24 protein-coding genes and 1 tRNA gene are annotated in these 26,865 nt (G+C 40.0%); 15 read left to right on the top strand and 10 right to left on the bottom strand.

The features are described from left to right. Positions 1-405: 405 nt before the first annotated feature. Entirely contained in the window at positions 406-1,719 is a 1,314-nt protein-coding gene (locus H6G41_RS22625) for a WD40 repeat domain-containing protein (protein WP_190748836.1), read from the top strand. A 551-nt stretch (positions 1,720-2,270) separates the two neighbouring features. Here H6G41_RS22625 and H6G41_RS22620 read toward each other — a convergent pair. The 4 genes from H6G41_RS22620 to H6G41_RS22605 form a co-directional block, all read right to left on the bottom strand. Beyond that, the gene (locus tag H6G41_RS22620; protein WP_190748834.1) at positions 2,271-4,541 is read right to left on the bottom strand and encodes an AAA family ATPase; all 2,271 of its coding nucleotides are present in this window, start codon (positions 4,539-4,541) and stop codon (positions 2,271-2,273) included. A gap of 93 nt (positions 4,542-4,634) precedes the next feature. Further along, complete coding sequence (locus H6G41_RS22615) at positions 4,635-4,814, bottom strand: hypothetical protein (protein ID WP_190748831.1); 180 nt, start codon at positions 4,812-4,814, stop codon at positions 4,635-4,637. A gap of 808 nt (positions 4,815-5,622) precedes the next feature. Further along, positions 5,623-6,810, bottom strand: coding sequence for a tyrosine-type recombinase/integrase (locus H6G41_RS22610; protein WP_190748828.1), 1,188 nt, complete (start codon positions 6,808-6,810; stop codon positions 5,623-5,625). Between the two features lie 306 nt (positions 6,811-7,116). Next, on the bottom strand, positions 7,117-7,578 hold the full coding sequence (locus H6G41_RS22605; protein WP_190748826.1) for a DUF2214 family protein: 462 nt from the start codon (positions 7,576-7,578) through the stop codon (positions 7,117-7,119). 240 nt (positions 7,579-7,818) lie between these two features. Here H6G41_RS22605 and H6G41_RS22600 point away from each other — a divergent pair, with 240 nt between their 5' ends. Both H6G41_RS22600 and H6G41_RS22595 read left to right on the top strand, forming a co-directional pair. Next, positions 7,819-8,301: a hypothetical protein gene (locus H6G41_RS22600; RefSeq protein ID WP_190748824.1), complete on the top strand. Its 483-nt coding sequence runs from the start codon at positions 7,819-7,821 to the stop codon at positions 8,299-8,301. 140 nt (positions 8,302-8,441) lie between these two features. After that, positions 8,442-9,170: a hypothetical protein gene (locus tag H6G41_RS22595; RefSeq protein WP_190748822.1), complete on the top strand. Its 729-nt coding sequence runs from the start codon at positions 8,442-8,444 to the stop codon at positions 9,168-9,170. A 155-nt stretch (positions 9,171-9,325) separates the two neighbouring features. On the opposite strand, the gene H6G41_RS22590 is transcribed toward H6G41_RS22595, so the two are convergent. The 3 genes from H6G41_RS22590 to H6G41_RS35840 form a co-directional block, all read right to left on the bottom strand. Continuing rightward, the gene (locus tag H6G41_RS22590; RefSeq protein WP_308796278.1) at positions 9,326-9,616 is read right to left on the bottom strand and encodes an HNH endonuclease; all 291 of its coding nucleotides are present in this window, start codon (positions 9,614-9,616) and stop codon (positions 9,326-9,328) included. 103 nt (positions 9,617-9,719) lie between these two features. Continuing rightward, positions 9,720-9,792, bottom strand: a tRNA-Arg gene (locus tag H6G41_RS22585). A gap of 235 nt (positions 9,793-10,027) precedes the next feature. Then, positions 10,028-10,150, bottom strand: coding sequence for a hypothetical protein (locus tag H6G41_RS35840; protein WP_277878175.1), 123 nt, complete (start codon positions 10,148-10,150; stop codon positions 10,028-10,030). On the opposite strand from H6G41_RS35840, the gene H6G41_RS22580 reads away from it, so the two are divergent. The 4 genes from H6G41_RS22580 (at position 10,149) to cutA (ending at position 13,261) form a co-directional block, all read left to right on the top strand. Then, entirely contained in the window at positions 10,149-10,808 is a 660-nt protein-coding gene (locus H6G41_RS22580; protein WP_190748820.1) for an Npun_F0813 family protein, read from the top strand. The genes H6G41_RS35840 and H6G41_RS22580 overlap by 2 nt on opposite strands. Positions 10,809-10,970: 162 nt before the next feature. Then, a complete protein-coding gene (locus tag H6G41_RS22575; protein WP_190748818.1) occupies positions 10,971-11,822 on the top strand; it encodes a hypothetical protein in 852 nt (283 codons plus the stop codon). 21 nt (positions 11,823-11,843) lie between these two features. Beyond that, positions 11,844-12,923 carry a transposase gene (locus H6G41_RS22570; protein WP_190748816.1) on the top strand — a complete coding sequence of 360 codons (1,080 nt, stop codon included), beginning with the start codon at positions 11,844-11,846 and terminating at the stop codon, positions 12,921-12,923. A 5-nt stretch (positions 12,924-12,928) separates the two neighbouring features. Continuing rightward, positions 12,929-13,261 (top strand): divalent-cation tolerance protein CutA, encoded by a 333-nt coding sequence (cutA, locus tag H6G41_RS22565; RefSeq protein WP_190748814.1) that lies wholly within the window; start codon positions 12,929-12,931, stop codon positions 13,259-13,261. A gap of 184 nt (positions 13,262-13,445) precedes the next feature. Here cutA and H6G41_RS22560 read toward each other — a convergent pair whose 3' ends face one another. Further along, a complete protein-coding gene (locus tag H6G41_RS22560; protein ID WP_190748811.1) occupies positions 13,446-14,387 on the bottom strand; it encodes an ADP-ribosylglycohydrolase family protein in 942 nt (313 codons plus the stop codon). 392 nt (positions 14,388-14,779) lie between these two features. On the opposite strand from H6G41_RS22560, the gene H6G41_RS22555 reads away from it, so the two are divergent. The 4 genes from H6G41_RS22555 to H6G41_RS22540 all read left to right on the top strand — a co-directional run bounded on the left by H6G41_RS22555 (position 14,780) and on the right by H6G41_RS22540 (position 19,949). After that, positions 14,780-15,316, top strand: a complete 537-nt coding sequence (locus H6G41_RS22555; RefSeq protein WP_190748809.1) for an outer membrane beta-barrel protein — start codon at positions 14,780-14,782, stop codon at positions 15,314-15,316. A gap of 373 nt (positions 15,317-15,689) precedes the next feature. After that, positions 15,690-17,714, top strand: a complete 2,025-nt coding sequence (gene sir, locus H6G41_RS22550; RefSeq protein WP_190748807.1) for a sulfite reductase, ferredoxin dependent — start codon at positions 15,690-15,692, stop codon at positions 17,712-17,714. A 332-nt stretch (positions 17,715-18,046) separates the two neighbouring features. Beyond that, positions 18,047-18,757: a 16S rRNA (uracil(1498)-N(3))-methyltransferase gene (locus H6G41_RS22545; protein ID WP_190748805.1), complete on the top strand. Its 711-nt coding sequence runs from the start codon at positions 18,047-18,049 to the stop codon at positions 18,755-18,757. 100 nt (positions 18,758-18,857) lie between these two features. Further along, positions 18,858-19,949 (top strand): tol-pal system YbgF family protein, encoded by a 1,092-nt coding sequence (locus H6G41_RS22540; RefSeq protein ID WP_190748803.1) that lies wholly within the window; start codon positions 18,858-18,860, stop codon positions 19,947-19,949. A 77-nt stretch (positions 19,950-20,026) separates the two neighbouring features. Here the strand turns inward: H6G41_RS22540 and H6G41_RS22535 are convergent, their stop codons facing one another. Continuing rightward, positions 20,027-20,512, bottom strand: coding sequence for a hypothetical protein (locus H6G41_RS22535; protein ID WP_190748801.1), 486 nt, complete (start codon positions 20,510-20,512; stop codon positions 20,027-20,029). 422 nt (positions 20,513-20,934) lie between these two features. On the opposite strand from H6G41_RS22535, the gene H6G41_RS22530 reads away from it, so the two are divergent. Beyond that, positions 20,935-21,603: a triacylglycerol lipase gene (locus H6G41_RS22530; protein WP_190748902.1), complete on the top strand. Its 669-nt coding sequence runs from the start codon at positions 20,935-20,937 to the stop codon at positions 21,601-21,603. On the opposite strand, the gene H6G41_RS22525 is transcribed toward H6G41_RS22530, so the two are convergent. Beyond that, a complete protein-coding gene (locus H6G41_RS22525) occupies positions 21,533-21,964 on the bottom strand; it encodes a VOC family protein (RefSeq protein ID WP_190748800.1) in 432 nt (143 codons plus the stop codon). The genes H6G41_RS22530 and H6G41_RS22525 overlap by 71 nt on opposite strands. A gap of 312 nt (positions 21,965-22,276) precedes the next feature. Here H6G41_RS22525 and H6G41_RS22520 point away from each other — a divergent pair, with 312 nt between their 5' ends. From H6G41_RS22520 to H6G41_RS22510, 3 genes are all read left to right on the top strand, one after another. Further along, on the top strand, positions 22,277-23,074 hold the full coding sequence (locus H6G41_RS22520) for a TIGR00297 family protein (RefSeq protein WP_190748798.1): 798 nt from the start codon (positions 22,277-22,279) through the stop codon (positions 23,072-23,074). A gap of 350 nt (positions 23,075-23,424) precedes the next feature. After that, positions 23,425-24,183, top strand: coding sequence for a peptidylprolyl isomerase (locus tag H6G41_RS22515; protein ID WP_190748796.1), 759 nt, complete (start codon positions 23,425-23,427; stop codon positions 24,181-24,183). Beyond that, positions 24,132-26,837 (top strand): type I secretion system permease/ATPase, encoded by a 2,706-nt coding sequence (locus H6G41_RS22510; protein ID WP_190748794.1) that lies wholly within the window; start codon positions 24,132-24,134, stop codon positions 26,835-26,837. The genes H6G41_RS22515 and H6G41_RS22510 overlap by 52 nt, the downstream gene beginning before the upstream one ends. Positions 26,838-26,865: the final 28 nt, after the last annotated feature.

Here is a 26,865-nt window from a genome sequence, read left to right as displayed (position 1 = left end):
AGAGATCAACAAATCATGTGTTTTACGTGCAATGTAAGAATAAAACTGTTGGTCAGGTAGCTCCTCTAATTAATCACGATGTTACAAAGTTAGACAGGAAGCGACTTACTTATCCAGATCCAAACAGTATAGGTGAAGCTCTAGTTAATATTGTATGTCCAATGATAATTAAGTGAAATGCTATTGCTTCACGTAGAAATTTATCAGAACGTCAAGCGTATTGAGGCACAATAACACTAATTATAGTAATTAATACCACAATAATAAAAACATCATAAATACAATATACATATTTATAACTACAAAACTTATCGTGCTTATTGTATTTAACCTGGTATAAATAGCTTTATAAAAATCATATTTCACTAAATATATTCATTCCAATATGTATTTCTCTATATATGTATGAATCAGCAGAAAAATCTTGAACTTGTTAAGCAAGGTAATCCACAAGCGATTGAAGATTTGCTCAATCAAGCTTTACAGTCTAAATGTATTAAAGCGAAAACGGCTTTAAAAGATAAATGCTTACAAGTTTTATTTGAATCTGCTCAAATACCAAGTCAAGAAAAGCTAGTTACTTGGCTCTATGAAGGAATGACAAAGTTGCACATAGAGACTATCGAAAAATTAAATATTTATGGACGACAGTTAGGTAAGGAAATTCCAGATTGGACTCAAGAAATTTTGTTAAATCAAGGCTTAAATCCAGATTCACATAAATTGCCAATAGAAAATAAACCAATAAATGATATATCAACAGTTGATTATTCAAAACTCAGGTTAATTTCTACACTAGGGCATGATATTGTTCCATACACATCTGTAGTATTTACCTCCGATTCTAAAACATTAATAAGTGGCGGAAAAGAGCTTATATTGTGGAATGTAGATAAGCAAAAAATAATTCGTGTTCTTAGTGGTCATACAGGTAATCCAGCAGTTACTTCGGTAGCTATAAGCCCTAATGGAGATTGGATTGCTAGTGGTGGTTCTGGAGATAGTCTAGTTAAACAATGGAACTTGCGTGAATTTTTAGAATCAGATGGCGGTAGAACTCGTAACCTTGTGGGACATAAAGGTACTTGGTTAAGTAATATAGATACAAGATTAAACCCAACAATTACTTCTATAGCTTTCAGTCCTGATGGAAACTTAATTGCAAGTAGCGGTTGTGATAAAAAGGTTAAACTTTGGGATGCAGAAACGGGAAATGAAATTTATACAATCTCTGAGAGTCAGGTAGTTGCTTCACTTGTGTTTAGCACTAATGGGAAATTACTTATTGGTGGTATTAACAAGAATGTAAAACTGTGGAATTTGGAGACAAAGGAAGAAAGTACTTTTACCACACGCGCACCTGTATCTTCAGTAGCTATTAATCCTAATGGACATATTTTGGCTTGCGGTGATATGTTTGGTGGAATTACATTATGGGATTTAAAATCAAGACAAATAATAAATATTTTATCTTTATATTTTGATTCAGTTTCAAATGCAATTAATACAATTGCTTTTAGTCCAGATGGTCTATCTTTAGCAACCGGAAGCAGTAATAAAATTATAAAAGTTATTCCTATTTTAACTACAAATAATGAAGCGACTTTGATAGGGCATACCGATTCCATAAATGCCGTGTGTTTTAGTCCTGATGGATTTAAATTAGCGAGTGCAAGTAATGATAAGACAATCAAAATTTGGAATATTTCAGTTAATTAACCGATTCACACAGTAAGTGCATTTATTAATAAATTGGCAGGTTGTAATATTCTCTATAATTTTTTAGTTTTTAATCATAAAATGCTTAATTATGTGGAACCTTAGCTAAAACCATTGCTATGACTGGGTTTGAAGGTTCAACTATAGGTTCCAATTGTAGGTTCCACAGTATGATTGTGTGAAGCCTATTCAAAAATAATGGGGCGGCTCCTGTGTTAGTTATCCCTCTTTTATTACTACGAATAGAGAAAAATAATGTTTCAACTCTGAACACTAAACGCAATAATGAATTGTGCGATCGCATCTCAACTTTGTCATTTAAATAGAGGGGTTATACCATTTCACTTGAAGTTGATAGACATAGCCAAGCTGGGGGAGTGAAGTGTATCAAGATTTTCGTGAAATGGTATTAGCAAACAGGCAACATCTACCTAATAATTAAAAACTACAATTGTTCTGATTAAAGTAATCAAGTTTTTGACTATAAGGATCAACATTAAAGATGTGTTGACCCTTAGATTTACCCCCAGTGTGGAGGCTTACAAAGCTTGCTATAACTGCATTTCAAGGCAAGGTTCCACACTTATTCGTAGGTGAGGAGCAAAATAAACACATACTTGTTGCTTACCACCATTTGTATCTGCTTTTTTATCTTTACGGTCAATCTGCCCTTTTTGACGTAGTTTCTCTAGGTTACGTCTGACAGTTTCCCGGTTGCGATTAAATTCGGTTGCCAGTTGGTCTACTGTGTATTCAATTCCTGGTTGGTCTTCCAGAAAACCTAGTAGTTTGTCCTTTAATGGTTTAGATACATTTTCTGGTTCCCCAAAGTTACCTTGATGCGTCCAAGAGTAATTATCTGCATCTAAATTAATTAGATATTGTCCGGTACAACCTGAACGGGACTTTCCTATTTCTAATACCCGTTGTGTGGTTGATAAATTATCTTTTGCTTCACCCTTATGCAGCCGCCATACTTCAGATACATTGTCACAAATCGCTGTTGTACCTCTAGTACCACCAGCTTTGTTTTCATGGTGTAAAACCATAATTGAGCATTTATACTCATTGGCAATATCTCGTAGATCATATAACACAGCACCGTATGATGTATCTTTTTCTTCTACTCCACTATTGCGGTTAGCTGATGTTAGAGAATCAATCACCACAAATGTGGGATGTTCGCGCTCAATCCATTGCTTCAATTGGCGTATCTGTGAAAACTGCCAATTAGTTTCAATGTTAATTACTCCTCTTGGGATATCTTTAAAACCAGCAATGTTCAGCCGTTCTGTTGTATCAATCTCAGGTTCATCAGTTTGAATGATTAAGACTTGACCCTGCTTAGTTCTGTAACCATTCCAAGCTTGACCAGTAGCAACAGCTTTACAAATGTCATAGGCTAGTAGTGTTTTACCTACACCCCCATCGGCAAATAAAAGCACAGTGGTAGCTACACTGATATGAGCCGCAATCACCCATTCACGTTCATCTGAAGTAGAGGCTAGAAATTCGTGAACATCTTTAGGGGCAAAGCTCTGACTACCAGTTAACTTAGCTTCATAAATTTCTAGTAGCTTGCTGGGTTTAATTTTATGTTTCCTTGCGAGTTGTTCTATTTCCCACTTTTGTAGTCCAGGGTCTTCAATTTGCAAAATGCGCTCTACGTTATTCATTGCTAATTCATACTCTTGTGGCGAATTAGAATCGATTTCTTGTTTAATATGGTCTGGACAGCTTTGTTCATAGACATTCTTATCTAGGTTGCGAATTTTTAACCAACATTCAGATTCATCTGCCATAAATAGCAGTGCTGGATGGCAATCATTAGGGTCAACACTATCTAGAATTCGTTGAATCTTATCTGAATCAATCCCTAACTTCTTACCAGCTTCTTGAGCTAGTTTCTCAGTTGTGCCACTGTAGTTAATACCTTGTTCATTACACCAGTTTTCCCAACCGTACCACTCTCTAATGGCAGTTGTCATAGCTTCAGAACGGTCTTGAGTAGCAGCATTACCTTCCAAAATACTTTTACTCGTTTCACTCCCTAACAATTCCAATCTAATAGTAGATGTATTAACTTGTTGAGGAGCGCGGGTTGTTTCCTTTTTGATTTTTGTTTTTTCTTCCTTCTGCTTTTTGGTTGAATAAATACCTATTGATTCCAGCGATTCTACTTCAATCAATGGAACTCGCTTGATATTGCAGTAAGCATTCCCTGATATTCCTACGGTTGGAGCTAATACAGTAAACCTTCCTTCCCCTAATGCTTCACCTATATGATGACCACCGGGTTTTAGCGAGAAATTTGTAAAATTAGGTAGCTGCTTAACTTTGACTCCTAATCGATATCCACCACTATGAGTGCGTTCGGTAAATGTTTCTTGTAATTGTGGATAATCTTCTAGATAAGATTCAATCGCGCGATCGCAATCTTCTAGAGAATCAAAGTTTTTAGTATCAAAATCTAACCAAATAGTATTGTTCCATCCACCTAGCGTACCAATACCGTTATCTGGATGAACAAACCACTCTTCTAATTCTTTATCAGTAGGTAGTTCATTCTGATATTTGCTGTGGTTTATGAGATGTGGTTTACCATCTTTATCTAGATATGATGGATTCTTACCTGTGAATATGGGCTGAGGTTTACCATGTTTATCTAACTCAATTTCTTTAGTATTTTTTTTAAGCTGGGGATACTTACTAGCGTCTTGGGCTGGTGCTACTGGCAATACTGGATAACCATTTTCTAATAGCCAATTAATAACTTCTTGACGCTGATCTACATAAGGAATGTTATTATAATTAGAAGTCATGTTAAAATTATTATTAATATATCGAATTAAATTAGTCAGCTTAATATAGTCGAAGTAATATAGTTAAAATTTTATAAGCAGAAACGCCAGTACTCAATTAAGTACTGGTATTTTTGTTTTTTGCTTATCGATATACTCTAGAATTAACTGCCTCAGTAAAGCCGTAGTAGACATTTTATGTTGTTTGGCAGTAGCCACAAAAGTATCATAATCATAGTTGGTTAATCTTGTAGGTACAACGCGAGTTAGCGTATTTTTTTTCATATTTGTCATTGTTATTATCGTTAAATTTAAATTGAATAGACACGACCTAGCCATCTAATTATTAGATGTCTAACCCTTTCTTACGATAAGGGATAACCAGTCTTCCTTAGAAGTGTGGTCAGGTACTATACAGAATATCCTCAGCCCGTTTTTTACCTACCTTCAGCATTCTTGGCTATTCAATGCCTCAGTTACCTCAGAGCGTCTTGGATATTCAGTTTTCATGGTTCAGAGAGGTTTTTTAATCCTCATATTCATTGTAAACATTTAAATTGAATTTGTGTTTACTTTCTAGAAAAGAAATGATTCAAATCTATTATCTAGATCTAGATATTTTTTGAGGATTGATTATATTAACAGCAAATTTACTTCATTCTTATTGATGTCAATCTAGTTAATAGCTTTAGCATTGATAACTCTATTTTCTTACGGCATACAAGTACATTATCTAATCATAAATAAGATAGATAGTTAAGGTAGATATCTTAGCTAAGATAAATGTATTTAAGATAGTTCATGTAACTCTTACTTAAGATAAGTATCTTATCTATTGGTAATTGCATTAATGCAAATAGCTAACTACAATAAGTTGTTAATCTTAGTTATCGTACATACGTGAAGTTAGCCATAGTAACTTACTTAATATTGAAGGCGCGCCGTACATGAGATAACTATTAGCTGTTACATGAAGTAAGAAAAAAGGATAGTAATGCGTGTTTACTATCCTTAGTTAATGTTTGTATTATGAGTGCTGTAGTGCGAGTATGATGAATACAGTTATAACGCTGGTACTTGTACCTGTATTATGACTATGCTTCTAAATCTCAGGTAACTGAACATTATTATTGATAATGTCATCATCTGGACTCCAGTAATGCAAATTAATCATCTCTTCTGATGTTTCCATAAGCGCCGCTACAGTAGCTATATCTACACCTTGACGTAGATAATGAGTAATACTAGTATTTCTTAGATTGTAAGTTGGTAAGTACTGTTTTACCTTACCTTCGTTGACTAAATTTTCTACAATCCTCTTGGTGTACCTTTGTGTAAAGTTTCTGAGGTTGATGTAACTACCATTCTGTGCTGGAAATATTAATTTACCAGGAATGGGAGAAATATAAGTTGAATGCCTATCTAGCAACTCTCTGATTTGTGGTGTGATTGGAAACATACGAGCTTTGTTATTTTTGGTACTTTTTAGTACACCACAGCAATATGCTTTATCAAAGACAATTACTTTTTCTTTCACACAATCCCAAGTTAGCGCGATCGCATCTTCAGGACGGCATCCAGTAAGAAACAAGAATTCTACGAAATCAGCATACCAACTATCTTTGAAGGCTGACTTGATGTTGCAGTACCAATCACCCCTAAAAGCTTGAACGATAGCGTTGACTTCATCTCGTGAGTATGCTTTTTTTGTTCTACCGCTTTGAGGCTTATCTGGTAACTGTTGTTTCAACCTTCTCCAAGGGTTAATACTAATTAATCCAATCTCAAATGCCCAATTACTACAAGCGTGTATATCGTTAATAATGCGCTCAAGCGTAGTAACAGAATAGGTTTTGAGTAATTCTGGTATCAACAACTGTGCGTTTTCTAGATTCAACATCTCAGGTGAAATTTTAGTCAAGCATCTATCAATCTGTGACCATTTCTCTTTTTGAGTGGTTTCAGCCACACTTGCTTGTTTAGCTACCTTGTACTGTTCCCACAATTCCTTAAGGTTTAACGCTACATTTTTATTGATTGAGACAAGGTTATCAGGCTGTTGAACTATTGGTTGATACTTCTCTAGCGTGGGATCAAAGTAGCCTGCAAGAATGTCAGTTTTAATTTGACTAGCTATTCTATAGGCGTTCGCGATCGCTAGCCTATCGCTATATTTACCACCTGGAGAGAGTGAGTATTGCTTCCCTTGATATTGGAACCTAATTATGATTCCGCCATTGTTGTTGCGTGGGTTAATCTTAGGTACTCTAGATGACGGCTTCTCGTACATTCTCTAAGTTGCATAGTTCTTGCATAATCCAACTATGCAACTTGCTCAAAGCCTCGATAATCGGTTGTTTTGCACACCCTTGGTAAGGGTGAGGTCACGAGTTCAATCCTCGTCACGGGCTTTTTATTTTGTCCATATAATCTACGGTAAATCAAGGGTTTCAGCCTTTATAAAAGATTTAGAGATGCAAAAACTGAGTTCTTTACTCACATTTTTGACTATGATTTGGCTATTGAGTCAAAATTTTCGTTATCCTGCTTGTTTTTTTGACTATGATTTTAGTGGAACACATTATTTTTATCTAATTTAAGCTAAGTTTGTCCCTATTCCTCTAGCCACGATCGCGGCTAATAAAGGAATGAGAATAAAGCCAACCAATTCAGCCCTAATTAACAAAATTATACGGTTCAGCTTTGCTAATTCTAACTTGGGTAATTCACCCCGTAACAGACTTTTCAACCAACCTAAAAAAGAAACAGTGGGATAAATAGACAAACAACCCACAACGATAAAAGCTGCTACTTTGGCATAAAAAACTGGGTTGTGCAAATAGTAATCTGCACCTTTACCAAAATAAAGAACTCGCAGGATACCTGTAATCAGCACAACAACTGCTGATATACCATAAATCGCATCAGCTATGACAATTTTCCAAGCTTCTTTTAGGCTCAAATCTTTGGTTAAAGTAAATCCTTCTAACACCAACGCACCAAAACACAAGATAAAGCTTAAGTAATGCAAATACGCAACGATCGCACTTACCCACATAATATTTCTAAATTTTTGCTAATTTGCTATTTTGTGACTTTAAATTCCAAGTTAACACTAAGAGAAGCAGCTAAAAAGTAACCATTTATTCAGACAAAATTATCTTACTATTGCATAGGGTTGATGATGATAGTCTTAATTATTGAAATTTTTTAATGGCAAGCGATCGCACTTACCCGACTTCTCCCCTATTTTTTAGTAAATCTTGAGTTACTGATACTTCTATGTACAAAATTTAGGATGAAAACTCGCATTCTTTTTATACTTTTATCACTCTTTATTTACGGGATTGCACTTAGCTTACCTGCACTTGCATTTAGGATAGTCGATATCCAATTTGGGGGTGTAAACAATAAAGAAGAAATCGCTACTCTGACAAATACAATTTCCACAATGACGGGTGCAGAACTTACTTTAGTCGGTTTCTTTGGATTATTATTTTTACAAATTCCGCCTAGTCTTGGATGGTTAGCTAATCCCGGTTATTGGGTTTCTTGCGCTTTCTTTTTCCGACAACAATATCAGTTTTCTACTTTAGCTGGACTAATATCTATTCTCTTTGGTTTTTTAGGGACAATATCAGCCTTCTGGGTGAGATTACCTGATGGTAGTAACCCTTTTAAAAAACTAGCCTTATCCGAACTACTTCCTGGTTTTTGGTTGTGGCTCGCTGCACCTGCATTGATTGCATTGGTGAGTTTTTTCTTCAAGCTACGCAAATAAGATTATCTTCCCCATTCATGAGCCATATACACTATTGCAATTGCCCTAGTTCTCCCCTATTTCTGAGTAAATTTATAGTTGGGGTTGTACATCGTTGTACATCAAAGTATTAATCTTCAACATCTAATATTATTGGTGTTATGTTATACAAAAAAACATTGTGGATTTTACCTATCGTTTCCACATTCAACTTTTTAGTGACAATACCCAAAGCACAAGCTAACTGTCCTGGATCTGTACAGCCACTTGAGGAAGTGCAACCACAAGTACAGAAGCGATGGGATGAATTGCAGCGCCAAGAAACTTACCCTTGGGGAAAAACAAAAATTTATCAAAGCTTGCAAGGCGATCGCATTACTTTAGCACCCAGTTTCGATCAACTCCAAGGCTCACACAAACAGGAAGCAATCAACTTACTAAAGCTAGGTAATTACATACATAGTGTTTATGCTAGCGACGGACGCTTGCTTTCAGCAGTATATGACGCTTGTACCAGGTTTGATATGCTGACAGAGAAAGCACGCTATAGTTGGTATTACAACAGTATTGGGCGTACATTACCCACTAACTTGAACCGCGAAGCTTTGCGCAATGCAGGGCGTCCATCTTGGCGAAAGGTGATTGTACCTATTAGCCAAGCACAAGAGCGATCTGTCCGTAATTTGTTTTGGAGCAAAATGGGTTACAGCCAAGCAAACAATGGTATGTGGATTGCTTGGGTTCCAGAACATGGATATTTTGAAATTAATGTGCCAAATAATTACAATATCAAGCAATTGAGTAAGTTCTGGGGTTCCGCACCCCGTAACTATCGCTATATCGTACTGTCAACGGACGGTTCATTACTATTCGACGCCAACTTTGATTGAGCGTTATCCCAGGAAAAATTACAATAGGCGATCGCTTTCCACCTCATAGACAAACTACCGGAATCTGCGCTCGCCCAAATTTTTTAACAATTATTATTATTCTCATTGAGGATCAAACTTGTTTAAGTCAAGAAAAAGCGATCGCACCTGAGTTTTTAGCGATGCACTGCAATTCGCTTACCGGGGTCTTGCTTTCTTACCCAAGCCAGAAATTTTTGCATTTGCGGCTCATTGCAGAGTTTTTCTAGAGTATTGAGTTCTTTAGCAAGTAGTTTGTTGTCAAATAAAGCATGTATTTGGCGATGACAAGCAGAACAGATATTGACTGTTTCGCCTGGATCTTGGTGCTTGCGTTTGGTATTTTGTCGCGGAACTAAGTGATGGACGGTTAAATTCTCCATCTCTCTGTGACACAGTTCACATTGCTCTCGTGCGTTCTTGGACACCTGATTACTACTAAAACTCAACCCTATCTAATAGCATAGCGATCGCTTGCTATTACCAGGTGATCGCATTATCTCAAAAAATTAATGTTGTCTTTACTGAAAACGAGCGCGGCAGGGTTCGAACCTGCGACCGATTGCTTAGAAGGCAATTGCTCTATCCACTGAGCTACGCGCCCAAGATAATACAATGGCTCTTACAAGAGTCATTTTTTTAATTATATCTTTTCCTTCACCAAGAAGCAATTGAAAATTGCAGATTTCCCAGTAGGAAGGCTAAGATGCTAGTCGCTGGTTACTCAATGTACACTAAAAACGAAGTAAATGGACTATTTTTTTTATATATTGTGTGGTCAATGGGTGATTTGGGTATTGGGGTAAATCAATGCTGGGTAGCTTATTGTAGAGTAGCCTCTAGCGATCGCGAGGTTTCCGTCTACAGTATGCTAGGTAATCGCACTCTTGGCGATGCTTGCAAATCGGATTATAGATCGCATATTGAGAACGCCCCTGAGAGGAGTTATTTGCTAGTGCCATGTTTATTCTCAAACGGCAGGATGTAGAAATATCAAGCATTCAGCACCCGAAGCGGGATCAGCCAATGCCAGTCCTCCACTATCAGGGGCAAACATTTCGCTTGATTAGCGTTTTTAAAGCTAGCCAAGAGGAAGAAGCTAGAGCCTTGTGGAGAGAATTAACGGATCAACGCGGCAAAGCCTGTGTATTGTTGGAGGAGCCAGATCGTTTTAGCGTCTGGGGAAAAATCCGTTTAGAACAGCTAGGTAGCGATACAGGTAGTCACGGGAAAGCAGGAGTTTTTACCCAAGGTAGCCTGCTGCTATTGCAAGCTGTGTATATGGACATTGAAGATTTTTTAGGTGCTAGACAAGCGGCTTTATTTGAAAAAGATATCACGGAGATATTGCGACAAAAGCAACTTCCCCAAGCGACTACGCCAGAAGCAGTCAAATACTTGCTCAAGCAAGATCCGCTGGATACCCACAGCCTACCTGCTTGGCAAGAAAATCATGTAATTATCTTTTTACAAGAACTCCATAAGCTAGGAAAAACCTACTTTGGCAATGCCAACTTCGCTCATCCTGTGGTGGATCGATTACAAGATATGCCGGATGGAGAGCGATCGCTATTTATCAGTTGGCTAAATCAATCTCCAATGAGTAAACTGTGGCAATAGCATAGACAAATTAGGAAAAACTGTTGCCACGGATAGTTGCTCTTGGCATCTAATTGTGCATTGAGGGAAAGAGCAATTGACTAGTGGGTTTGCAGATAAACTCCTGCCTACACAGTCATGCAAGTCAAAATTCTGCCAAATTCTGTTTACATAATCAAGCTTATGGGTACATCTTACGAAAATTCCTACCGTTCTAAATCTATTTTCACAACTGGGAATATAGTTTTATTAGGCATTGGCTGGGCTGTACTGGCACTGCTATACTTTTTATTGTTTAGCGCTAAAGTACCAGGAGCAAATGGCATCGAAACTCGTGCCGAATGGTATGTAATTGGTACAAATATTTTTGAAGCGTTAGCTTACCTGGGTGCCGGTATCTTATGCTTGAGGAATTGGCGTAGTCCGCAAATTGTCAGTGGTCGCAATGTTTGGCTCGCCATTGGCATAGGTATGCTGTCTTATTTCCTAGGGGGGATATTTTTCGGTTATACGGAAATAATCTTAAAAGAAGAACCGGATGTTTCTATTGGCGATGTGTTTTTTGTAGTAACCTATCTGTGTCTTGGTACAGGTATGATTTTAGCAGCGGCTCATAGGCGAATCAATCTCGAAAAATGGCAATGGCTAATTGTTTTAGCCATTGGCGTATTTGGTAGTTTGTTAGCCTGGTGGATTTCGCTGCAACAAAGCAAAGAACTAGAGTTGCTAGGTACTGTTTTGAATTGGTTCTACATAGTCAGCGATGTAGCGATTTTAATTATCGCCACAACTTTGCTCTTAGCCTTTTGGGGAGGAAAAGTGGCGCAATCATGGAGAATGATTGCGGCCGCCGCATTTTCGCTCTACATTGCAGATATGTGGTTTAAATATGCTCAAGGTCCTAATTATCAAAGTGGAGAGATATTAGAAGTGTTTTGGGTTTTTAGTGGAGTGTTATTTGGCATGGGCGCTGTTTTAGAATATGACACATCATTGAGCCGATCGCGGCGGGAGCGAGGAAGAAAACGAGCTTAGAAAAGATTTTTGGTGTCTACCGTGAGAAAATTAACCGATTCTGACAAACAAGAAATTCTCAAGTTATATCGAGAATCTGCCGAAACCACCTCAACTTTGGCGGAACGGTATGACGTTAGTAACTCGACAATTAGCCGTCTGTTGAAAAGTACCTTGCCAGAAGATGAGTACGAGTACCTCGTTTCTTTGAAACGTGCTGCCAGAACTCCTGAAGGTAGGGCACAGGTAAACTACGAACAGTTACCCCTTTTGACTCAGCAACAACCAAAAAAAGAAACTCCGATTATCGACAAACCTGTTGTGGAGTTACCTAAGGTTGAGCCAGAAAAAGTCGTAGCTGCATCAGAAGAAGACGATAGCCAAGAATCAACTCTGGCGATTAGACGGGTAAGACGGCGTTCTTCAGCGGAAGCAAAAGCCCAGCAGCCTGCTGCTGAACAGCTAGAAATTATCCCGAAAAAGCCGCCAGAAGTTCCTAGCGTCCCCAGTCCGAAACTGCCAGAAATCGTCAGCTTGCCTACTCCTAAGGCACCAGAAGTTCCTAACCTTCCTATTCCCAAACGGACAGAAATTAGCAGTATTTCTAGCCGCATCTTAGATGATGAACCGCCACAAGCCAACGTATTAGCCCAAATGCTAGGCGAAGACTTGTTGGATGAATCTGAGGATTTGGACGATTTAGAGGACGATTTAGACGAAGACGATGATTTCTATGATGAGGATGAGGACGAAGACTATGAGGAAGCAAGACCTTTAGTCACCAGACGCAGACCAGGGGAAGCACCAGTGCAGGTGTTACCTTTGTCCTCCGCACAGTTGCCGAAAACTTGCTATCTGGTGATTGATAGATCCTCAGAATTAATTACCCGACCACTGAGAGACTTTGGCGATTTAGGTCAAATTCCTAACTTAGAAACTCAGCAAAGAACTCTACCTGTGTTCGATAACCATCGCGTGGCTAAGCGTTTCTCTACCAAGCGCGATCGCGTGATTAAAGTGCCTGATAGTAAAATGCTACACAAGGCGCGTACTCATCTCCAAGCTAAAGGCATCACGCGGCTGTTGATTGATGGTCAGGTATATTCCCTATCTCCGGTTTAGATATTATGGAAATACCTGCTGGCTACGGTGTGGTGTTAGCGACAGCAGCCAATGTTCAAGAGGCACAAGCCATCGCTAATGCCCTTGTGGAAGCTAAACTCGCTGCTTGTGTGAGTCTATTGCCAATCCACTCGATTTACACCTGGCAAGGGAAAATACACACAGAAGATGAATGGCAGTTACTCATTAAAACCGATTTGGCACAATTTTCTACCTTGGAAGCCAAAATTCGGGAACTGCACTCTTATGAGTTGTCGGAAATTATTGCTTTACCAATTGTTGCAGGTTCTCAACCTTACCTGCAATGGATTTCGGAACAAATCAAGGGTGATTGCTAGACGATTCAACATAAATAACCCCATCTTTTGACATTTCTCGGAGATGGGGTTATTTATTGGGGAATTTTTTTGCGCCTCGGCTCCGCGACGGTTGAGCGTAGTCGAAACTTGGTAACCGGGGGACAAGGAGGATAAGAAAGACAACTGACAACTGACAACTGACAACTGACAACTGACAACTGACCTAATTATAAACAGCAGCTGCAAACCGAGTTGCTAAGTTAATAATGTCTTGTTTGCGGGCGATTTGGTTAATCCATGCCTGGGGAATATTCTCTATTCCGTAGTAAATTCCTGCTAACCCGCCAGTAACCGCCGCAGTAGTATCTGTATCGCCACCTAAGTTAACAGCAGTTAACACTGCTTGAGAATAAGATGAGCTATTTAACAAACACCACAGTGCTGCTTCTAGGGTATCGATAACATAGCCGCCAGAATTAATTTCTTCTACGGGCAGCTTCTGGATTTCACCGCTGTAAATACGGGCAAAATGGGGTTTTTCTAACAAATACTCTCTTAAAGAATAAATTGCTTGAATTTTCTCTAAGCTTTGTAAATATGCTATTTCCGGGTCAGCCCCTTCTAACAGGGCAACGGCAATCGTAATATAAATACCACAAGCCATGCGCGATCGCGCATGGGCATGGGTAATGGCAGAAACATCATGTACCCGTGAAATTAATTCGTTATAGGTCAAGATTTTGTGGCAATAAGCCATTGGCAGGATTCTCATCAACGAACCATTACCATTGGTGTTTTCGATTTTTCCCCCAGCTTCCCGGGGCAAAATACCCTGTTTCAGACGCATAATCGCGGCATGGGTGGTATTGCCAATATCAAATAGCTGACCTCTAGGAGTCCAATAAGCAGCTTTATACCAGCGCCAGAAGGAATTGGCTATAGCATCTAACGAATAACCTCTACAAAGACTTTCTGCCAAGCAAAACGTCAAAGAACTGTCATCTGACCAAGTTCCTGGTGGTTGATTCCATGTGCCATAACCTTGCATGGTTGTCACAGGCGATTGAACTCGTTCAGCGCGGCTAGTAAACTCCACCGGCACACCCAACGCATCACCGACACATAAACCCATCAAACCAGATAATGTTTTTGCAGCGGTTAGCATTATTCAATCTCCATAGAAGTCTCTAAAACTTAACTTTATAGATTCCCTCTAGAGCTTGTTGCAATAGCTGTTACAACCTCATATTTCAGCTTATATGAAAATATCTCATCAATGCTTAAATAACTTTTTCATCTTGTATTTTTGCTCTAATAATTATTGATATTTATTGTGCCAGTTATCAAAGCGTCTACCTTAACGAAAAACTCCCGGATAGGCTGCAAAAAGCTTGTAATTATAGCATCGTTATTTCAAGTTCAGATCAATACATGGCTGGAAACGTACCAGCATCAATAGAGACAAAAATTTAGTAGAAATTGAAGAAATGTTGGAACCTTTTTGATTGGTTTGCGACTTTTAATTTAACAGCAAAAAAACAATATTTGGTGCGAATTATGAAAGGTTTAATTAAGTCTTTTGTGACAATTTCTGCTTTGTCTTCTGTAGTAATTGCTCCTCTTTTGATTAATGCAGGTCAAGCTTCTGCACAAACACAAAAAGGTACTGATGCTAGCTATATTGGCGCTGGTGTTGCTGGTGGTGTAACTAATGGCGGACAACCTGGTCAAGATGCTCAATTTGGTGGTAACGTCACAGGCCGGTTAAAATTAGGCCCCACTCCATTTTCTGCACGTACTCAAATCTTGTTTAACGATCAGACAACGGCGATTATTCCTCAAGTTTCCATAGACGCACCAATTGCTAAAGGAACTAACGTTTACTTAGCTGGTGGTTATTCTTTTGTGGAAACTGATGGTAAGCAAACTCCTCTAGGCGATCGCGATGGCGTAGCTATTACTGCTGGTGTAGAATCTGAAGTTGCTAAAAACTTTATGCTCTACGGTAATACCACACTAGGTATGAAGACTTACCAAAATAGCCCAGCTTCTGCTGTCAGCATTCAAGGTGGTGTAGGTTATCGGTTTAGATAGGAATGGGGCATGGGGCATGGGGCATAGGGCATAGGGCATGGGATAATTTTTTTCCTGCCTTAGCCCGGAAATACTCATCCAGGGATTGAAGTATTTCATAGGTTTGCAAAAAGGTGTCAGATTAGCTAGATGAGGGAGTTGTTTGTTCTAAAGTTCCCAATCTGAAAGTTTGGCACAACCATATATACTGGTATGCTGGTTTTGTTAAGTGTTGCGTCACTAACAAGGCCAGCTTTTTGCCATGTTAGAATAAAATACTCATATTCCTCATAATTCCGACCGGATATCCGGGGATCACCTAGCCGAAAAGGTGCTTTGAAATTTGCAGCTTCGGCGTCTACCGATGCCTTACTAAGAACAGTCTACAACTCTAATGGTTAAATCTCCTCCTTCCCCGATTGCTAGCCGTAAGCCTTCCAAAGTCGAAGGAATCAAGGAAAACAGTAATTTTTTGCGTGAACCTGTAGCCACTGAAGTACTTCAGGATACAACTCACTTTAGCGAAAATGCAGTGCAGTTGCTGAAGTTTCACGGGTCTTATCAACAAGATAACCGTGATAATCGCGTCAAGGGGCAGGAGAAAGATTACCAGTTTATGCTGCGGACAAAAAATCCGGGCGGTTTAGTACCGCCGCAGCTATATCTAGCTTTAGATAAGCTGTCTGATGAATATGGTAACCATACTTTGCGAGCCACTACCCGCCAAGGATTTCAGCTACATGGGATTTTAAAGAAAAATCTCAAAGCAGCGATCGCGTCTATCGTCAACAATCTCGGTTCTACTTTGGGTGCTTGTGGCGATGTTAACCGCAACGTCATGGCTCCCCCCGTACCTTTTAAAAATCGCCCAGAATACCAGTACGCTTGGGAATATGCCCAAAATATTGCTGATTTATTGTCGCCCCAAACTGGTGCTTATTACGAAATTTGGCTAGATGGCGAAAAAGCAATTAGCGCAGAAGAAAGCCCAGAGGTAAAAGCAGCCAGACAAAGCGATACTAACGGGACATTAATCAACAATTCTGAAGAACCCCTCTATGGCACTTACTATATGCCGCGCAAGTTTAAAGCTTGTGTGACAGTGCCGGGGGATAATTCTATTGATTTATATTCCCAAGACCTCACCTTGGTCGTTATTACCAATAAAAAAGGCAAATTAGAAGGTTTTAACGTATTTGCTGGTGGTGGTTTAGGGCGGACACATAACAAAGAAGAAACCTTTGCTAGACTAGCCGATCCGATTGGCTATGTAGCGAAAGAAGATGTTTACGACATCGTCAAAGCCATTGTTGCTACTCAGCGAGATTATGGCGATCGCACTGACCGCCGTCACGCCCGATTAAAATATTTACTGCACGATTGGGGTGTAGAGAAGTTCCGCGCCAAAGTTGAAGAATATTTTGGCAAAGTGATCGCCCCCTTTAAAGAACTGCCAGAATTTAAATATCATGACTTTTTAGGCTGGCACGAACAAGGCGATGGCAACCTATTCTTAGGCATTTCCATTGATAACGGTCGGGTTAAGGATGAAGGTGCATTTCAACTGAAAACCGCCTTAAGGGAAATTGTTGAGCAATTTAACTTACCGATCCGCCTAACAGCCCACCAAAACCTGATTTTCTACGAAATTGCACCAGCAGATAAAGCCGCAATTCAAGCCATTCTTGACCGTTGTGGGGTGATCTCCGACCCCAGTAAAATAGACCGCTTAGAAAGGTTAGCAATGGCTTGTCCAGCTTTACCTACCTGCGGTTTAGCCATCACCGAATCGGAAAGAGCAATTCCTGGTATTTTAGACCGGATTAGCACAATTCTCGATAAAGTTGGTTTACAAAACGAGCAATTTGTGGTAAGGATGACAGGCTGTCCTAATGGCTGCGCTCGTCCTTACATGGCGGAACTGGCTTTTGTGGGAAGTGCGCCGGAAAGTTACCAAGTATGGTTAGGCGGTTCGCCAAATCAGACAAGGTTAGCCCAGCCTTACATGGAACGGCTACACCACAACGATTTGGAAACCCAACTAGAGCCGATTTTCGTTTACTTTAAGCAGGCGAAAAACGCCGAAGAAAGCTTTGGTGATTTTTGCGATCGCGTCGGTTTTGATGCTATCCGCGAGTTTGCAGCTAATTACACAGTACAATCCGTGGCAAATTCAGATATTACAGACGATAGCGACGGTTTAGTCGAAGCAATAGCCGATTCACGAACCGCAGACAGCGAAGGACAAGAAGTAGCAATTGAAAATACTACCATTGCTACTTATAAGACTCGCCGCCGTGTTAGCTTGCAACATGAGGTTTACAATAAGCTCAAAGACGCCGCAAGCAGCCAAGGTAGACCAATGACCGAATTGGTACATGAGGCGTTAGAAGCTTATTTCCAGAATCTGGAGAAATAGGGGCTAGGAGCTAGGGAAGAGAAATTTTCCCAGCAACTACTAATACCAATTCTCTGTACACTTGCACTTAATAATTGCTTCTTTCCTCTTGGCGTTCTTGGCGTACTTGGCGGTTCATTCAATAAATATTAAGTGCATCATAGCGAATTGGTCTAGACAAATTTAACTCCTGATAAACGTCGATGATAGAAAATATCGGCGTTTATTTTTATTTCTGGAAAAATTTTCTCTCATACCAAACTGCAATCTAAAACTTAACATTGAAACCCTCACAAGGGCGGGGTTTCCCCGCCCCTACGGGGATTCGTAAACAATAAAAATTATGAATTATTATGTCTCAACTGCAACGAATAGCGATCGCACCCTCTCAACTCCAACAAGGACAAATTGCACTCACCAAAGAGCAACAACACTATCTAACACGGGTATTGCGCTTGCGTGAAGGCGATCGCTTTATTGCAATGGATGGTAAGGGTAAATGGTGGTTAACCCAGCTAGCAGGGGAACAAGGACAGGTTTTAGAACCTTTGATAGTGGAAACTGAGTTACCTGTAGCTGTTACCCTACTGATAGCTTTACCTAAAGGTAACGGGTTTGATGAAGTAGTCCGGTGTTGTACGGAGTTGGGAGTTACAAATATTGTCCCGGTTTTGAGCGATCGCACTTTATTGCAACCTAGTCCGCAAAAACTCGAACGCTGGCAGCGAATTGCGGCGGAAGCTGCGGAACAGTCAGAGCGGGCGTTTGTGCCGACAATTTTAGAACCTGTGGCTTTTAGTAGTAGTTTAAAATTGACAAGTAGCCACAAATATATCTGTGAAGCGCGTGGTAATTTTCCACACCTAATGAGCAAAGTCGAAGGTCTAACAAATGACAAAGAAATCATTATCGCTACAGGCCCAGAAGGTGGATGGACGCAGCAAGAAGTTGATAATGCGATCGCATCTGGATTTCAAGCAGTATCTCTGGGACGGCGGATTTTGCGAGCTGTCACAGCACCAGTAGTAGCTTTATCACTAGTTTCCGCAGCTTGTGAAGTATAAAGGATGTATATCTCACGCATAGACGCTATCGCGCTTCGCGATCTCGAAGAGTAGGCGCAAAGGCGCGAGACATCCTTTTAGTTTGTCTATAAATAAAGTGATGATTGAGCAAGTTGCCGCAGCCTTTGAGCGTAAAGACTATCACACTGCTGCTAAGTTACTCAAAATTCTGTTAGAAGAATCACCAGATAATCCTTGGGTGCAATTTTATCTGGCAAGGCTGCATGAAGTATCAAAAAAATACGATCATGCAGAAAAAGTTTACCGACAATTGCTGCGAAGTACAACAATTACCAAAATTTTGACGCAAGCGCGTCAGGGTTTGCAGCGATTGCAAGAAATCGAGCAAGAAGCCAGACAAAGAGCGATTATTGAGGCGACAACAGAACCTAGTAATACAGAATTAGGTGTACTTGTCTTAGAACCTCTAACTAATGAATTAAAAGCCCAATTAGCACCTAAATTTGCTCAGATATTCCAACTTGACAATTACACTGCAAGGCTAACTTTACCTAGTCGTGGCTGGAAGTTATATCGCACTGGACAAATAGGAGAATTGAAGTTTTACGGAATGCAATTACAACAAGCTGGTATTCCCTGCTTTTGGTCTACAATCGCAACAATTGGTCAAATTCGTGTATTTCAAGTGAATAATTTTGTGGAGTCTGCTGCTAATACTACTGTTCTTTGCCGTAACAGTGCAAATCAAATCGGTTCTTTAACTTTTAAATGGTCAGAAGTCAAAGCACGAGTACTCGGACTATTACCTATTTTTGAGCAAGTTGTAGATGTTGATGCCAAACGCAAACTAGAACGCAAAACTAAAACCCAAGACTATGCACAATTTTGTGATTTACATCTACCTGGTAGGGGTTGCATTTTGCGAATTGCAGATAAAAGCTATGAATTTCAAAAGGGCTTAGAAATTACACCTCAAGTTAGCCAAAATACTCTAAGAATTAATTGGAATTCATTACTAGAATGGCTTGACCAACAACTACCACAAATCAAGGTTTGGTCAGATTTTACACCTTTTGCAGAAACTATCTTAGACCAAACAGAAATGCTGGGTAATATCCAGTCTCACATTCACCTGTTCCGTAGGGATAAGACTAACTGGGACCCAGCATTTCATTTATATAGTGGACTCGTATTTTCTCACGTTACCCCCAATCGAGACCGGGATAATTAGCGATCGCACAAAAATATCTGGAGAAAAATCTCATCAACAACAACTGACAACTGACAACTGACAACTGACAATTGACATTAACCAGGAGTTTTAACTTGACGAGCGAGATCCAAGTAAGAACTCATATTAGCTCCAGGACGGCGACGACCGTTAGTGCTACCAGTTGTCGCAGCAACATACTTAGGCGCAAAGGTGGTTACTTTTGGTTCTTCTTTAACTACTTTAGCTGCAGCGGCTTTTTCATTTTTACCAGGTTCAACTTTCAAACCTTGCGCAGTCTGAACTAGTTGTACATCAGCAGGTTTTGCTTCCTTAGTTGATTTTTTCTTAGCAGCAGCTTTTGTACCGTTTAATGATTCTGCTTTCGCTGGTGCTGGTGCTGTTGCTGTAACTTTTTCTGCTACTTGCTTAGTATTATCTACTACTGTTGCTGCTGCTTTCTTTACTGTTTCTTTAGCTTCATCCAATTCTAAGTAGTAGCCGTTGCTTTTCTTATTTTTTCCTGGTAAGAGTCCAGTCAGGAAACTGACAATGCCCGAAATCAACTTTTTGATAAAATCCATTACAATTGCTCCTGCCTTTATAATTGGGAATTTCTACCGTAATTATTAAAAATTACGACATTATTTTACATTTTTTTACTTTGCGTCATCTGAGCGAGCGATGACAACCTATATAAGGTTTTTACTTAATCAACATTGTAGTAATAATACAGCGCAAGCGTTTTCACCTGATTTGTGATATCGCTCATAACCTGAATACAATGCATACACTAAAAATTAATTATTAAATTTTACGGTAACTGAGAGCAAGATTCTGATAGTTGGCTTAACAAAAATTAACAATTATTTATTTGCGCGATCGCGATTTTTCATTAAGTACAGTTGTTGTCTTTTAACCAGTCAAAGGACTGTCATAAATCCTTTTTCAGCCGAATCAGGCTCGGTTAAATTTTGTACAGGAGGCATTAAGCAAAAATATGGTAGTGAACAATCAAAATCAGCAACGCAATCCTGTGTTATTGGTACATGGCATTGATGACACGGGAGCAGTTTTCTATCGCATGGGCAAGTATTTAAAACAACGAGGTTGGTCTGTCTATGCCTTAGATTTAGTGCCGAATAACGGTGCTAAAGGTTTGGATGAGTTAGCAAAGCAAGTCAGGGATTATGTAGACAGAGAATTTTCCCCAGAACAACCACTGGATGTAGTTGGTTTCAGTATGGGCGGAATTGTCAGTCGTTACTATATCCAGAGGTTGGAAGGAATTAAGCGTGTACAGAGGTTTATCACCATTTCTTCACCTCATCAAGGTACTGTGATTGCTTATGGTTCAATGCGGCCTGGTTGCGTGCAAATGCGTCCTAAAAGTGCTTTTCTGCAAGATTTAAATTCTGATGTGGCGATGTTGCAGGAGATAAACTTTACATCAATCTGGACTCCTTATGATTTGATGATTGTCCCCGCTAAGAGTTCCCAATTACCCGTAGGTAACGAGGTAATATTGCCAGTGGCTTTACACCCTTGGATGCTGTCAGATTCCCGGTGTTTGGAAGTAGTAGCAGAGACATTAAGCCAGCCGATTAAGTCCTATCCCCAATTTGCGAATATTCAGCACCGCCAAAAATCGCCTCTCGGTGACGGTAATATTTAAATTCCATTATGTTATAAAACGGATCTTCTAAAAAGAAAGTGCGATGCTCTAAAGGCATACCCACAAAGCGGTTTTTCGGTTCTTCCCGAAAAGGTAGTTGGCGCTGTTGTGCCCTTTCTAATAACTCTTGCCAATCTTGTTCGGCAGTAAACACTAGCCCAAAATGTCTGGGATAAATACCGCGTTGGGGTGTCAAAGGTTCCTTAGTGGTATGAGCTACTAACTGATGACCGTATAAATTAAGTATTAAAGCATGGGGGTTTTCTCGTCCGGGAATACAGCCCAAACCATCTACATAATATGCTTTGGTTTGAGCAATATTGCTGACTGGGAAAGCAAGATGAAATAATATTGCGCTCATAGTTTTCGCCTAGAACACTAGTACTGATTATTGCTATCTATAATTTATCAAGAAAGGCAGAGGGCAGGAGGCAGGAGGCAGAAGGGATCAATCCTTATTGCTCGAAGTATGTAAGAGGCTAGGGAAGGAGAATAAGGAAGATAATTGCCCAATGCCCCATGCCCAATGCCCCATGCCCAATATGAACTTTATCCGGAAAGACAAGAGAATATCTGTAATTGTTGGATTATGGGGTGGAAAGGATTAAGCAGTAAAGTGCGAATTTCGCTATTCTGTTGATCATCAGTCCACACTAAATGAGATGTATTACTGATGCTCTCTTTCTTTGATTCTGCAAATCCTTGGTTGGTAGGAGTCGGATTAAACGCAATTCTTTTGGGTTTAGTTTGGATTGCTCCTAAAAAGCTGCTCACTCCTGCGGGAATCTTCCATGCTTGGGTTTTGGGTGTGATTATTTGGGGAACATTGGGTTGGGAAGGGTATCTGGTAGTCGGATTCTATTTTTTAGTGGGTTCTGGTGTGACGCGGATAGGTATAGCGCAAAAAGAAGCTGAAGGAATTGCGGAAAAGCGTTCTGGTGCAAGAGGCCCGGAAAATGTCTGGGGTTCGGCGTTGGTCGCGGCGCTTTGTGCTTTGGGAATTGGCGCTTTAAATGCTGGATTATTGGCTGCTGTTCCTCAGTCTGTAGTCGCTAGTCTCCAGTCTCTACTGGTCTTGGGCTATGTGGCGAGTTTTAGTACCAAACTTTCTGACACTTGTGCTAGTGAGGTGGGTAAGGCTTACGGTAAACGAACTTTTTTGATTACCACAATGCAGCCAGTACCTCGCGGAACAGAAGGCGCTGTCAGTTTAGAGGGGACTTTAGCTGGGGTGGTGGCTTCAATTGCGATCGCAATTCTCGGTTGGGGAGTTGGTTTAATCAACTTGTTAGGGGTAGTTTGGTGTGCGATCGCGGCTTTGATTGCCACTAGCTTAGAAAGTGTCATTGGTGCTACCCTGCAATCTCAATACACCTGGCTCACTAATGAATTAGTGAATGTGCTCAATACATTCATCGGTGCGATCGCAGCTATGTTAATTGCCTACATCTGGGGCTTATTTATTGCTTGATTAATTAGGGCGCACAATTTAAATCAATTTAAAGGGTGTTATTTATCGTCAGTCTTTAGCCATTTTTTATGGTTACAGATATTTTGCCATTTGTAAGTAAATGTCAAATAATTCTGATCCATCTAGTTAATTTCTAGAGATACAAATAACGTCATTATTTTTCTCTAGCTAAAGACTGATTTTGGTGTTTTCCCAATCCCAATAAAATATTAGTAATTATTCAAAATAATTTACTAATTTATTTCTATAGAGATTTTGGTATTCAATGTAACTAACAATCCAAGCTAATCTCTATATTATTACAGTTGGAATTGTATAAACTATTTATTATTTTTATTCGTAATAAATTTATGGAATCTTTATCATTTTTAACTGTTAACGATCAACCAATTTCTCTAGAACAAGCAGTAAAATATCTCCAAGCATCGGGCAAATTGACTCAGTTTATTGGTGAGATTATTCGTCAGTACATAATTGATGAAGAAATCAACACCAGAGATGATATTGATATCAGTCCGGCTTTAACAGAACAAGCAATTATTGATTTTCGACTGAAAAATCAACTTATAGATCCGCAAATTTTTCAAGAATGGTTAAAGAAAAATGGCACAGATTACCAAACATTTCACGCATCAATTGCTTTTAATTTTAAACTGGAAAAATTGAGAGCGTTAATTACCGAACCGAAAATACCAGAATATTTCATTGACCGCAAAATATATTTAGATAGGGTAGTAATTTCGAGAATATTTGTGGATAATCGCGAAATGAGCGAGGAACTACATACGCAAATTGAAGAAGGAGGTAGTTTTGAACAACTAGCTAAAGAATATTCCTTAACAGACGATCGCATTGTTAATGGCATGATGGGGCCGATTAGTCGCGGCACATTACCAGATATAGTCAGAGCGGCTATTGACGCAGCAAATCCCGGAGAATTGATTGGCCCAATAGAAATTGAGGGACGTTATGGTTTGTTTCGAGTAGAACAATTTTTGCCAGCTTCTTTAGAAGATACTCAACTAAAGCAAACACTACAAAATGAGTTGTTTGAAAAATGGCTAGCAGAAAAAATTCAAAAGCTGACAGTCAAATTACAAGTGAAATAAAAATTCTGGATAATCAATATCTAAAAATAAACGTGCTAGCTTCTGTACCGTGGAATCAACCGCCGCTATCCTGGCTAACTTCTGAACAACAATCCCGATTACAAAATCAATCAGAAATTCGTCGGTATCGCCTGGGAGAAAAAATTTGGTCAAACACCATTGGAGGTCACCAGTTTTTTATTGTCACTGGTAAAGTTCGCTTGCGCGAAGAAGAAATTGGCAAGCCATTAGCAGCTTTACAACCAGGAGACTGGTTTGGTGACTTACAAAAATTATCTGTAGAATGCAAAGCTGTTGCTGCTAGTAAAGAAGTCATTGTAGTTTGTTGGGAAACTACACTTTGGACGGAAGTTTTAACGCCAGAAATGGCGGGCTTTTTTCAAGGACAAGGTGAGACAGCGCTGCGGGAGGGTTTCCCTCCGCAGGCGACTGCTAATCCGAAGGAGGAACAAGGAGAACAGGAAGAAATAAATAATTCCCTAGACCCTAGCCCCCAAGTCCCTAGCCCCCAGCCCCTAGCCCCTAGTTATAACTATCCATTTGTGGCTAGTGGGAATACAGCCGCAGCTTGTTTAACGATGGTGGCGCAGCATTTGGATAATGCTGTAAAGCTGGAATGGGTACAACGCCAACTCCGGGGACAACGCCCGAAAAATGTTGTGGAAGGAGGAGAAAAGTTAGGCTTATTGTTGCAGCGGTTGCAAATTGATTGGCGTGATTTGCGCTCTTTGACATTTCCGGCTTTAATGCAGTGGTATGCTGGCGGGCAAGAAAGCCCTACTTGGGTGGTAGCCTATGGGATGAAAGGCGATCGCTTAATTATCGCTAATCCTTTAAATAGCGATCGCACTTGTGAAAGTCTTCCCCAATCTGTCGTGGAAGCCGCTTGGGATGGGAAAATGTGGCAAGTTGAACTCATCTCTAAGCAGGAAACATTCAACCTGAGTTGGTTTACTCCCGCAGTTTGGAAATACCGGAAATTATTAGGCGAAGTCTTGCTTGCGTCTTTCACATTGCAGCTTTTGGGGTTAACGACACCGCTAATTACCCAAGTTGTGATTGATAAAGTCATGGTTCAGGAGAGTTTACCGACTCTCGATGTCATGGCGATCGCACTTTTATTGGTAGCGATATTTGAAGCTGTACTCGGCATTCTACGGCTATTTATCTTCACCCATACAGCCAGACGCTTAGATTTAAGTTTATCAGCGCAGTTATTTCGCCACTTAATGCGCTTACCCTTAGCCTATTTTGAATCGCGGCGTGTCGGGGACACAGTAGCCAGAGTCCAAGAACTCGAACAAATCCGCCAATTTCTTACAGGTACAGCCTTAACGGTGATATTGGATAGCATCTTTGCTGTGGTGTATTTAGCATTGATGTTTTATTACAATATCCCCCTCACCTTTGTAGCTTTAGCAGTATTGCCATTATTTGCTACATTAACCATCGTCGCGACACCAATATTGCGGGGTTGGCTGAATGAAACCTTTAACCGCAGCGCTGACAGTCAATCCTTTTTAGTAGAGACAGTTACCGGGATACACTCAGTTAAAGCCCACGCAGCCGAACCAGTAGCCCGCGATCGCTGGGAAGGTTTATTTGCGCGCTTCATTCGCACCAGTTTTAAAGCCTCAACTACCTCCAACATCAGCAGCAATTTAGGTGACTTTCTCACCAATCTTTCTACCTTATTAATTCTTTGGTTTGGTGCGAAATTAGTCATTGACCAAAAACTCACAATTGGTCAATTGATCGCTTTTCAAATGTTATCAGGAAGAGTCACCGGGCCTCTATTGCGTTTAGTACAGCTGTGGCAGAATTTGCAACAAGTTCTCCTATCTGTAGATAGAATCGGTGATATTCTTAATGTCGCGCCCGAAGCTGAACCAGGAACCGGATTAGTATTACCAACCCTCAACGGACAAATTACATTTGAGCAAGTATTTTTCCGTTACCAAGCAACTACAGAACCAGTATTAAGGGGCATTTCTTTTAATGTTGAGCCAGGACAATTTGTTGGGATTGTTGGGCGTAGCGGTTCTGGTAAAAGTACCCTTTCTAAATTATTGCAACGCCTTTATCCAATTGAATCAGGACGCATTTTAATTGATGGTTTTGATATCAAAAGTGCCGATTTAGCTTCACTACGGCAACAAATTGGTGTAGTTTTGCAAGAAGACTTTTTATTCAACGGTTCCATCTTAGAAAATATCACCCTCGGCAACCCCGATATTACCGCCGAACAAGTAGTAGAAGCAGCTAGGTTAGCCGTAGCCCATGATTTCATCAGTCAATTACCCTACGGTTACGAAAGCAATGTAGGAGAAAGGGGTACAGCTTTATCAGGGGGACAGAGACAACGCATAGCCCTAGCGCGGTTGTTCCTTTCCACCGCACCGATTTTAATTTTGGATGAAGCCACCAGCGCCTTAGATAGCGAAACTGAACAGCAAGTACTGCAAAACCTGCAAAAAATTTCCGCCAACCGCACCGTGTTTCTCATCGCCCATCGATTCGCCCCCCTCAAACGTGCGGATTTAATTTTGGTGATGGAACAAGGTGTAATTGCCGAACGCGGTACACATCCGCAATTGTTGCAGCAAATGGGATTGTACTGGTCACTTTATCAACGCCAACAAGCGAATATTTAGCATCACCGCATTACCCCGCATTTCTCAC

Origin of the sequence: Tolypothrix sp. FACHB-123 (assembly GCF_014697075.1) — a bacterium.
GTDB lineage: Bacteria > Cyanobacteriota > Cyanobacteriia > Cyanobacteriales > Nostocaceae > Aulosira.
The sequence above is the reverse complement of the archived record's forward strand: the minus strand, read 5'-3'. Positions and strand labels throughout refer to the sequence as shown.

Excerpts from the sequence above, each read along its gene's own strand:
- H6G41_RS22600 (WP_190748824.1), top strand. The coding sequence starts at position 7,819 with ATGAAAACTCGCATTCTTTTTATACTTTTATCACTCTTTATTTACGGG.
- H6G41_RS22610 (WP_190748828.1), bottom strand. The coding sequence starts at position 6,810 with ATGTACGAGAAGCCGTCATCTAGAGTACCTAAGATTAACCCACGCAAC.
- H6G41_RS22515 (WP_190748796.1), top strand. The coding sequence starts at position 23,425 with ATGGAATCTTTATCATTTTTAACTGTTAACGATCAACCAATTTCTCTA.
- H6G41_RS22555 (WP_190748809.1), top strand. The coding sequence starts at position 14,780 with ATGAAAGGTTTAATTAAGTCTTTTGTGACAATTTCTGCTTTGTCTTCT.
- H6G41_RS22560 (WP_190748811.1), bottom strand. The coding sequence starts at position 14,387 with ATGCTAACCGCTGCAAAAACATTATCTGGTTTGATGGGTTTATGTGTC.
- H6G41_RS22595 (WP_190748822.1), top strand. The coding sequence starts at position 8,442 with ATGTTATACAAAAAAACATTGTGGATTTTACCTATCGTTTCCACATTC.
- H6G41_RS22520 (WP_190748798.1), top strand. The coding sequence starts at position 22,277 with ATGCTCTCTTTCTTTGATTCTGCAAATCCTTGGTTGGTAGGAGTCGGA.
- H6G41_RS22540 (WP_190748803.1), top strand. The coding sequence starts at position 18,858 with ATGATTGAGCAAGTTGCCGCAGCCTTTGAGCGTAAAGACTATCACACT.
- H6G41_RS35840 (WP_277878175.1), bottom strand. The coding sequence starts at position 10,150 with ATGGCACTAGCAAATAACTCCTCTCAGGGGCGTTCTCAATATGCGATC.
- H6G41_RS22525 (WP_190748800.1), bottom strand. The coding sequence starts at position 21,964 with ATGAGCGCAATATTATTTCATCTTGCTTTCCCAGTCAGCAATATTGCT.
- H6G41_RS22510 (WP_190748794.1), top strand. The coding sequence starts at position 24,132 with ATGGCTAGCAGAAAAAATTCAAAAGCTGACAGTCAAATTACAAGTGAA.
- H6G41_RS22625 (WP_190748836.1), top strand. The coding sequence starts at position 406 with ATGAATCAGCAGAAAAATCTTGAACTTGTTAAGCAAGGTAATCCACAA.
- H6G41_RS22575 (WP_190748818.1), top strand. The coding sequence starts at position 10,971 with ATGGGTACATCTTACGAAAATTCCTACCGTTCTAAATCTATTTTCACA.
- H6G41_RS22615 (WP_190748831.1), bottom strand. The coding sequence starts at position 4,814 with ATGACAAATATGAAAAAAAATACGCTAACTCGCGTTGTACCTACAAGA.
- sir (WP_190748807.1), top strand. The coding sequence starts at position 15,690 with ATGGTTAAATCTCCTCCTTCCCCGATTGCTAGCCGTAAGCCTTCCAAA.
- H6G41_RS22535 (WP_190748801.1), bottom strand. The coding sequence starts at position 20,512 with ATGGATTTTATCAAAAAGTTGATTTCGGGCATTGTCAGTTTCCTGACT.
- H6G41_RS22580 (WP_190748820.1), top strand. The coding sequence starts at position 10,149 with ATGTTTATTCTCAAACGGCAGGATGTAGAAATATCAAGCATTCAGCAC.
- cutA (WP_190748814.1), top strand. The coding sequence starts at position 12,929 with ATGGAAATACCTGCTGGCTACGGTGTGGTGTTAGCGACAGCAGCCAAT.
- H6G41_RS22605 (WP_190748826.1), bottom strand. The coding sequence starts at position 7,578 with ATGTGGGTAAGTGCGATCGTTGCGTATTTGCATTACTTAAGCTTTATC.
- H6G41_RS22545 (WP_190748805.1), top strand. The coding sequence starts at position 18,047 with ATGTCTCAACTGCAACGAATAGCGATCGCACCCTCTCAACTCCAACAA.
- H6G41_RS22620 (WP_190748834.1), bottom strand. The coding sequence starts at position 4,541 with ATGACTTCTAATTATAATAACATTCCTTATGTAGATCAGCGTCAAGAA.